The sequence below is a fragment of the Streptomyces sp. WAC04114 genome, from assembly GCF_019733245.1.
Taxonomy (GTDB): Bacteria; Actinomycetota; Actinomycetes; order Streptomycetales; family Streptomycetaceae; genus Streptomyces; species Streptomyces massasporeus_A.
Map to the genome: position 1 here is coordinate 1 of NZ_JAIGQA010000267.1, position 8,239 is coordinate 8,239.

An 8,239-nucleotide genomic window follows, 5' to 3' on the forward strand; every position below is an offset into this window, starting at 1 on the left:
GGGGGGGGGGTGTCCGCCCGCAGTGGTTGGCGCGTCAACGCCAGTCAGTCGGTATGAGGGTCCATCGCGCCGTTCCGAGGACGGACACCCCCCGGCGCGGCCCCGACCCAGGGCCGCTCCGTGGGCGCTCGTCCACCCAGTCGGCGCAGGCGCCCGCTCCCCCCCGACGCAGGGCCGCGCCGTAGGCGTTCGTCCAGCCAGTCGGCGCAGCCGCCCGGCTTCCGACCCAGGGCCGCGCCGTAGGCGTTCGTTCACGCAGTCGGCGCGGCCCCGAAGCACGGGGCCGCGCCGAAAGAGTCCGTCCGCCGAGGGGCGGTCAGTCCTTGATCTCGCAGATCGCCGCGCCCGACGTCACCGACGCACCGATCTCCGCGCTCAGGCCCTTGATCGTGCCCGACCGGTGCGCGTTGAGGGGCTGCTCCATCTTCATGGCCTCAAGGACGACGATCAGATCGCCCTCCTTGACCTCCTGGCCCTCCTCGACGGCCACCTTGACGATGGTGCCCTGCATCGGGGACGCGAGGGTGTCGCCGGAGGCGACCGGGCCCGACTTCTTCGCCGCGCGGCGCTTCGGCTTGGCGCCCGCCGCCAGGCCCGTACGGGCCAGGGACATGCCCAGCGACGACGGCAGGGAGACCTCGAGACGCTTGCCGCCGACCTCGACGACGACCGTCTCGCGGCCCGGCTCCTCGTCCGCGTCCGTCTCCGCCGGCGCGGTGAACGGCTTGATCTCGTTGACGAACTCCGTCTCGATCCACCGGGTGTGCACCGTGAACGGGTCCGACGAGTCCGTCAGCTCCGGCGCGAACGCCGGGTCCTTCACCACCGCACGGTGGAACGGGATCGCCGTGGCCATGCCCTCGACCTGGAACTCCTCCAGCGCACGGGCGGCCCGCTGCAGGGCCTCCTTGCGCGTGCGCCCGGTGACGATCAGCTTGGCCAGCAGGGAGTCCCACGCCGGGCCGATGACCGAGCCCGACTCCACGCCCGCGTCCAGACGGACACCCGGGCCGGACGGCGGGGCGAACGTCGTGACCGTGCCGGGAGCGGGGAGGAAGTTGCGGCCCGGGTCCTCGCCGTTGATGCGGAACTCGAAGGAGTGACCGCGCAGCTCCGGGTCGCCGTAGCCGAGCTCCTCGCCGTCGGCGATGCGGAACATCTCGCGCACGAGGTCGATGCCGGCGACCTCCTCGGTGACCGGGTGCTCCACCTGCAGACGGGTGTTGACCTCCAGGAAGGAGATCGTGCCGTCGAGGCCGACGAGGAACTCGACCGTGCCGGCGCCGACGTAGCCGGCTTCCTTCAGGATCGCCTTGGAGGCGGAGTACAGCTCCGCCACCTGCGCGTCGGACAGGAAGGGGGCCGGGGCCTCCTCCACCAGCTTCTGGTGACGGCGCTGCAGGGAGCAGTCACGGGTGGAGACGACGACCACGTTGCCGTGCTGGTCGGCCAGGCACTGGGTCTCCACGTGCCGCGGCTTGTCCAGGTAGCGCTCGACGAAGCACTCGCCCCGGCCGAACGCGGCGACGGCCTCACGGACCGCCGAGTCGTACAGCTCCGGCACCTCTTCGAGGGTGCGGGCGACCTTCAGGCCGCGACCGCCACCACCGAAGGCGGCCTTGATCGCGATCGGCAGGCCGTGCTCCTCGGCGAACGCGACGACCTCGTCGGCACCGGACACCGGGTCGGGCGTACCGGCGACCAGCGGGGCACCCGCGCGCTGCGCGATGTGCCGGGCGGCGACCTTGTCACCGAGGTCGCGGATCGCCTGCGGCGGCGGGCCGATCCAGATCAGGCCCGCGTCCAGGACCGCCTGAGCGAACTCGGCGTTCTCGGAGAGGAAGCCGTAACCCGGGTGGATGGCGTCCGCGCCCGACTCGCGGGCGGCGCCCAGCACCTTCTCGATGTCGAGGTAGCTGGTGCCCGGCGTGTCACCGCCCAGGGCGAACGCCTCATCCGCGGCGCGGACATGCAGAGCGTCCCGATCCGGGTCGGCGTAGACGGCCACGCTCGCGATACCGGCATCCCGGCAGGCCCGGGCCACGCGGACAGCGATTTCGCCACGGTTGGCGATGAGCACCTTGCGCACGATTGAGGCTCCCTCCTTGAAACAAGCCGAGTTTAGGGACAGCCGACACGACACTTCGACCCGTCCCCAGTGGTGAGCTTGCCCACACGGAGCGTGATGCGAGGCTCGCTCGACCCGCGAAATCCCTTGTCGCACCGCGGTACGCAGTACTCCTTCGGGAAACCCTAGCCGTCTCCTGTGGTCAAGGTCTCTGTCATCACGTGCTGCGGGCCACTCTGTTTCTTTGTCGAGTCCCTACGAATGGCCCAATGATTCTTTGCCCGCCGACGGACCCTTGTCCCCCGGTTTACCGGTTAGTAGCGTTCGCGATGTCTTCAAGGGAAGAGGGTGGGCCCGGTGATACGCAGGCCGGTGGCGTGGGTCGTGGCGGTCGTGCTGTTCGCGGAGGCGTTGGGCGTCGCGGCGCTGAACTGGTTCCTGGGGACGGTCGTCGACCGGCAGGACATGTCACTGGCCGGGCTGGACCCGCACATGATGTCGGTGTCGTCGAAGATCGGCGGGATCGTCTTCGGTCTCTACTTCGCCCTGTGCGGCCTCGTCGCCCTGCTGGTGGCGCTGCGGGACCGGCCCCCGGCGGGCTTCGGACGGGTGCTGCTGATCAGCGCGGCCGTCGTGCACGGGCTGCTGGGCGCGTTCACCTGGGGCCTCGTCGGCTGGACCGCGTTCCTGTTCATGGTGCTGGTCCTCGCGCTGATCGTGCTGCTGCTGATGACGTACGACGGTCCGGCCGAGCCCGCCGACGCCGCGCCCGAGGGCGGCAAGGGCGGCGACGGGTCCCCGGTCACTTCTCCACCGGCGCCCACAACTCCGTGATGCCCACGCCCAGTTTGGCGAGGAGCCGGCGCAGGAGCGGCAGGCTGATGCCGATCACGTTGCCGTGGTCGCCGTCGATGCCGTCGATGAACGGGGCCGAGCGGCCGTCCAGGGTGAACGCCCCGGCCACGTAGAGGGGTTCGCCGGAGGCGACGTAGGCGGCGATCTCCTCGTCGGTGGGCTCGCCGAAGTGGACGATCGTCGAGGCGGTGGCGGAGACGTAGCGGCTGGTGAGCGTGTCGTAGACGCAGTGGCCGGTCTGCAGGGTGCCGGCCCGGCCGCGCATCGACTTCCAGCGGGCGGTGGCTTCCTCGGCGTCCGCGGGCTTGCCGAGGGCCCGGCCGTCCAGGTCCAGCACCGAGTCGCAGCCGATCACGAGCGCGTCCTTGACCTCCGGCCGGGCCGCCACGACGGAGGCCTTCGCCTCGGCGAGGGCGAGCGCCAGCTCGGCGGGGGTGGGGGCGGTGACGGCGTCCTCGTCGACGCCGCTCACGATCACCTCGGGGGTGAGGCCGGCCTGGCGGAGCAGCCCGAGCCGGGCGGGGGACTGGGAGGCGAGGACGAGTCGCCTGCGGCGCTGAGCAGTCATGCGGTCAGGTTAGTCACCCGGGCGGGGCCGGTTCACCTGACGCCGATCACGATCATCACGAGCACCATGGCCAGGGCCAGGAGAACGCTCAGCCGCCGCAGCATGTCCTGCATGTCACGCAGTTCTTCGGGCGGCTCGTTCTCGGGGTCGGACCACAGCATGCCTTCCATGGTCGGACGGGGGGTGGGCCGGCGCCTGAGTACGCGTACTCAACTTGCCGGGCCCACCCCCACGCATCACCCCGGCCAGTAGGTCCGGCCCCACGCCGCCGGCCCCGGCTGGGGCAGGCGGTGGGCCGCGATGCGGGACGGGTCGGACCAGGAATCGCGGGACGTCGGCGCGCCGGGCGGGGCGGCTGCCGCCGCCGCGGCGCGGGCCCTGACCACCGCCAGGGCGGCGGCCAGCTCCTCCGGGGTCGGGTTGCCCCGTACGACCTTGATCGTCATGTGGGCCTCCTGGGCTCGCTGCGGGCTAGAGGGGGATGTTGCCGTGCTTCTTCGGAGGCAGGGATTCCCGCTTCGTACGCAGCTGACGCAGACCCCGTACGACGTGCCGGCGGGTCTCGGAGGGCCGGATCACGGCGTCGATGTAACCGCGCTCGGCTGCGACGTAGGGGTTGAGGAGGGCGTCCTCGTACTCCCGGATCAGTCGCGCCCGGACCGCCTCCAGGTCCTCACCGTTCGCCTCGGCCTCGGCGATGGTGCGGCGGTGCAGGATGTTGACCGCGCCCTGGGCGCCCATGACGGCGATCTGGGCGGTGGGCCAGGCGAGGTTGAGATCGGCACCCAGGTGCTTGGAGCCCATGACGTCGTAGGCGCCGCCGAAGGCCTTGCGGGTGATGATCGTGATGAGCGGGACGGTCGCCTCGGCGTAGGCGTAGATCAGCTTGGCGCCGCGGCGGATGATGCCGTCGTGCTCCTGGTCGACGCCGGGCAGGAAGCCGGGCACGTCGACGAAGGTGATGACGGGGACGTTGAAGGCGTCGCAGGTCCGCACGAAGCGGGCGGCCTTCTCGCTGGCATTGATGTCCAGGCACCCGGCGAACTGCATCGGCTGGTTGGCGACGATGCCGACCGGGTGGCCCTCGACCCGGCCGAAGCCGGTGACGATGTTCGGCGCGTACAGCGGCTGCGTCTCGAAGAACTCGGCGTCGTCCAGGACGTGTTCGATCACCGCGTGCATGTCGTACGGCTGGTTCGCGCTGTCCGGGACGATCACGTCCAGCTCGCGGTCCTCGTCGCCGACCTCGAGGTCCGCCTCCTCCGGGAAGGCCGGCGCCTCGGAGAGGTTGTTGGACGGCAGGTACGACAGCAGCTGCTTGATGTACTCGATGGCGTCCTTCTCGTCGCCCGCCATGTGGTGGGCGACTCCGGAGGTCGCGTTGTGGGTCCGGGCGCCGCCCAGCTCCTCGAAGCCGACGTCCTCGCCGGTGACGGTCTTGATGACGTCGGGGCCGGTGATGAACATGTGCGAGGTCTGGTCGACCATGACCGTGAAGTCGGTGATGGCCGGGGAGTAGACCGCGCCGCCCGCACACGGCCCGACCACCAGGCTGATCTGCGGGATGACACCGGAGGCGTGGGTGTTGCGGCGGAAGATCTCGCCGTACGCGCCGAGCGACGCCACACCCTCCTGGATGCGGGCGCCACCGGAGTCGTTGATCCCGATGACCGGGCAGCCGGTCTTCAGGGCGAAGTCCATGACCTTGACGATCTTCTGGCCGTAGACCTCGCCGAGGGCCCCGCCGAAAACGGTGAAGTCCTGCGAGAACACGGCGACCGGGCGGCCGTCGACGGTGCCGTACCCGGTGACGACGCCGTCGCCGTACGGGCGGTTCTTGTCGAGGCCGAAGTTGGTGGAGCGGTGCCGGGCGAACTCGTCGAGCTCGACGAAGGAGCCCTCGTCGAGCAGGAGCTCGATCCGCTCACGGGCCGTCAGTTTGCCCTTGGCGTGCTGCTTCTCGACGGCGCGAGCGGAGCCGGCGTGCGTCGCTTCCTCGATGCGTCGCTCCAGATCCGCGAGCTTGCCCGCGGTCGTGTGAATGTCGGGCTGCTGCTGCTCTTCCGGCTCGGACATCGGGATGCGGCTCCCTGCCTGCTCAAAAGGGGGGACGGTTACTCATCCGTAGAGTAGTGGGGTGCCTCCACATCGGCAGTGCGGCGTTTGCCACACCGCCCCCGCCTTCCCAGGATCGCCGATGAGATCTACGGAATCGGCTGCGCGGCGCCACGAAGTGGCCGAGCGCCCGTGAACCTCAGCAGTCTCCGGGCCGGAATCCACTCCCTCTGCGGGATGGCGGATGTCAAACCTAGGGTGGCTTGCATGAAGACGCCACCAGGTGCAGATGGAAACCCGTCCGACGGGCCCCGTGAGCCAAGGCCGAGCCGATGGTCCGACCTCGACCGCCCGCCTCTCAACGTCACCGCCCTGCGCCGGGGTCTGGTGCGGCCGGGAGGGCTGTGGTCGGAGGTGGACGTGGTGCAGCGCACCGGGTCCACGAACTCCGATCTGGTGGCCCGGGCGGCGAAGGGCGAGGTGACCGAGGGCGCGGTGCTGGTCGCCGAGGAACAGACGGCGGGCCGCGGCCGGCTCGACCGCCAGTGGACGGCGCCGCCGCGCTCCGGCCTCTTCTTCTCCGTCCTGCTCACGCCGAGCGAGGTGCCGGTGGCGCGGTGGGGCTGGCTGCCGCTGCTCACGGGGGTCGCGGTGGCGACGGGCCTGTCGCGGGCGGCGGGCGTGGACACGGCCCTGAAGTGGCCGAACGATCTGCTGGTCACGGTGGGGGGCGCGGAGCGCAAGGCCGGGGGCATCTTGGCGGAGCGGGCCGGGGACGGCGGGGTCGTGATCGGGGTCGGCATCAACGTCTCCCTGAAGGATGACGAGCTGCCCGTGCCGACGGCGGGGTCGCTGGCCCTGGCCGGGGCGGTGAGCACGGACCGGGATCCGCTGCTGCGGGGGGTGCTGCGCTCGCTGGAGGAGTGGTACGGGAAGTGGCGTGAGGCCGGTGGTGACCCGGGACCGAGCGGGTTGCAGGAGGCGTATGCGGCCGGGTGCGCGACGCTCGGGCGGGTGGTCCGGGCGGAGCTGCCGGGAGATCGGGCGCTCGTCGGGGAAGCGGTGGCTGTGGACGGAGACGGGCGGCTGGTACTGGCGACGGAGGAGGGGGTGCAGGAGCCGGTCGGGGCCGGAGACATCGTGCACCTGAGGCCGGCGTGAGCTGAGGCCGGGGCGTTCCGCAACCCGGCGGAGCGGGGTGCCGCTCTCCTTGGGACGGGTGCCGCCCTTAGCGGCACGCATGCCCGCAGCGACGGCCTCGGCTGAACCTCACGGAGTGAGCTGGCGCACACCTGCCGTAGAGTTGAGGCCGGTCGATACATGACCGTGACAGATCGGAAGGGCAACACGCGTGACCGTCGACGACTCGGGTTCCGGCGAGGACGCGCAGGGCGCCGACTCCGGCGAGGATCCGCTCGCCCTGCGCCTCGAAGGGCTCATCCTGGGCGCCGAGCGCCGCTACACCCCGTTTCAGGCGGCCCGCAGCGCCGGTGTCTCCATGGAACTGGCCTCCCGCTTCTGGCGGGCCATGGGCTTCGCCGACATCGGCCAGGCCAAGGCCCTCACGGAGGCAGACGTCCTCGCCCTGCGGCGCCTCGCCGGTCTCGTCGAGGCGGGGCTGCTGAGCGAGGCGATGGCCGTCCAGGTGGCCCGGTCCACGGGCCAGACCACCGCGCGGCTCGCCGAGTGGCAGATCGACTCCTTCCTGGAGGGGCTGACCGAGCCGCCCGAGCCGGGCATGACCCGCACCGAGGTCACGTACCCGATCGTCGAGCTGCTCCTGCCGGAGCTGGAGGAGTTCCTGGTCTACGTCTGGCGCCGGCAGCTCGCCGCCTCGGCCGGGCGGGTCGTGCAGGCGGCCGACGACGAGGAGATGGTCGACCGGCGCCTGGCCGTCGGCTTCGCCGACCTGGTCGGCTTCACGCGGCTGACCCGCCGCATGGAGGAGGAGGAGCTCGGCGAGCTCGTCGAGGCCTTCGAGACGACGGCCGCCGACCTGGTGGCCGCGAACGGCGGGCGGCTGATCAAGACCCTGGGCGACGAGGTGCTCTACGCCGCCGACGACGCGGGCACGGCCGCCGAGATCGCCCTGCGGCTGATCGAGACCATGGCGCACGACGAGACGATGCCGGAGCTGCGCGTCGGCATGGCGTTCGGCACGGTGACCACCCGTATGGGTGATGTGTTCGGTACGACCGTCAACCTGGCCTCCCGGCTCACCTCGATAGCTCCGAAGGACGCCGTCCTCGTCGACACCGCCTTCGCCGAGGAGCTGATCCGTACGCAGGACGCCCCGGCTTCGGAGGCGGAGGCGGCCGAGGAGGCAGCGGCGGCGGAGAAGGAGGGCGAGGAGCCCCCGGTGTACCGCTTCGGGCTGCAGCCGATGTGGCAGCGGCCGGTGCGTGGCCTGGGCGTCGTGGAGCCGTGGCTGCTCACGCGCCGGGACGGGGCGCCGTAGCCGCTCGTCGGTTGTCGGCCGACTGTCAGTGAGGGCCGACCGGCGCGTCCACGCACAGGCCTATCACCGGCACGCACAGATTGGGGTCGTGTGGCTTCTTCGGCTCCTCGGGCTGGGGTGCGGGCGCTGGTGTGGTGCGGCTCGGCGGTGTGGGCGGCGACACCCCGCGACCCGCACCGACCCCGCCCACACCGCCGAGCCGCACCACACCAGCGCCCGCACCCCAGCCCGAGGA

General features: G+C 71.4%; 8 protein-coding genes and 1 pseudogene. 3 read left to right on the forward strand and 6 right to left on the reverse strand.

Annotated elements, in window-relative coordinates; all coding sequences use genetic code 11:
- Positions 1-316: 316 nt before the first annotated feature.
- Positions 317-2,089 carry a biotin carboxylase N-terminal domain-containing protein gene (locus K4G64_RS37190; protein ID WP_221760293.1) on the reverse strand — a complete coding sequence of 591 codons (1,773 nt, stop codon included), beginning with the start codon at positions 2,087-2,089 and terminating at the stop codon, positions 317-319.
- Between the two features lie 336 nt (positions 2,090-2,425).
- Here K4G64_RS37190 and K4G64_RS37195 point away from each other — a divergent pair, with 336 nt between their 5' ends.
- On the forward strand, positions 2,426-2,902 hold the full coding sequence (locus K4G64_RS37195; protein WP_221760294.1) for a hypothetical protein: 477 nt from the start codon (positions 2,426-2,428) through the stop codon (positions 2,900-2,902).
- Here K4G64_RS37195 and K4G64_RS37200 read toward each other — a convergent pair.
- From K4G64_RS37200 to K4G64_RS37210, 4 genes are all read right to left on the reverse strand, one after another.
- Positions 2,871-3,491: a nucleoside triphosphate pyrophosphatase gene (locus tag K4G64_RS37200; protein ID WP_221760295.1), complete on the reverse strand. Its 621-nt coding sequence runs from the start codon at positions 3,489-3,491 to the stop codon at positions 2,871-2,873. The genes K4G64_RS37195 and K4G64_RS37200 overlap by 32 nt on opposite strands.
- A 32-nt stretch (positions 3,492-3,523) precedes the next feature.
- Positions 3,524-3,652 (reverse strand): morphogenic membrane protein MmpB, encoded by a 129-nt coding sequence (mmpB, locus tag K4G64_RS40845; RefSeq protein ID WP_086025112.1) that lies wholly within the window; start codon positions 3,650-3,652, stop codon positions 3,524-3,526.
- Positions 3,653-3,727: 75 nt separating this feature from the next.
- Positions 3,728-3,937, reverse strand: a complete 210-nt coding sequence (locus K4G64_RS37205; RefSeq protein ID WP_031109407.1) for an acyl-CoA carboxylase epsilon subunit — start codon at positions 3,935-3,937, stop codon at positions 3,728-3,730.
- A 25-nt stretch (positions 3,938-3,962) separates the two neighbouring features.
- Positions 3,963-5,567, reverse strand: a complete 1,605-nt coding sequence (locus tag K4G64_RS37210) for an acyl-CoA carboxylase subunit beta (RefSeq protein ID WP_221760296.1) — start codon at positions 5,565-5,567, stop codon at positions 3,963-3,965.
- A 246-nt stretch (positions 5,568-5,813) separates the two neighbouring features.
- Between K4G64_RS37210 and K4G64_RS37215 the strand changes: the two genes are divergently transcribed.
- Together K4G64_RS37215 and K4G64_RS37220 are read left to right on the forward strand one after the other, a co-directional pair.
- The gene (locus K4G64_RS37215; protein WP_221760297.1) at positions 5,814-6,707 is read left to right on the forward strand and encodes a biotin--[acetyl-CoA-carboxylase] ligase; all 894 of its coding nucleotides are present in this window, start codon (positions 5,814-5,816) and stop codon (positions 6,705-6,707) included.
- 190 nt (positions 6,708-6,897) lie between these two features.
- Entirely contained in the window at positions 6,898-8,004 is a 1,107-nt protein-coding gene (locus K4G64_RS37220) for an adenylate/guanylate cyclase domain-containing protein (protein ID WP_142160202.1), read from the forward strand.
- Between the two features lie 25 nt (positions 8,005-8,029).
- Here the strand turns inward: K4G64_RS37220 and K4G64_RS37225 are convergent.
- Positions 8,030-8,239, reverse strand: a pseudogene (locus K4G64_RS37225) (class F sortase); the annotation flags it as partial.

Excerpts from the sequence above, each read along its gene's own strand:
- K4G64_RS37200 (WP_221760295.1), bottom strand. The coding sequence starts at position 3,491 with ATGACTGCTCAGCGCCGCAGGCGACTCGTCCTCGCCTCCCAGTCCCCC.
- mmpB (WP_086025112.1), bottom strand. The coding sequence starts at position 3,652 with ATGCTGTGGTCCGACCCCGAGAACGAGCCGCCCGAAGAACTGCGTGAC.
- K4G64_RS37205 (WP_031109407.1), bottom strand. The coding sequence starts at position 3,937 with ATGACGATCAAGGTCGTACGGGGCAACCCGACCCCGGAGGAGCTGGCC.
- K4G64_RS37210 (WP_221760296.1), bottom strand. The coding sequence starts at position 5,567 with ATGTCCGAGCCGGAAGAGCAGCAGCAGCCCGACATTCACACGACCGCG.
- K4G64_RS37215 (WP_221760297.1), top strand. The coding sequence starts at position 5,814 with ATGAAGACGCCACCAGGTGCAGATGGAAACCCGTCCGACGGGCCCCGT.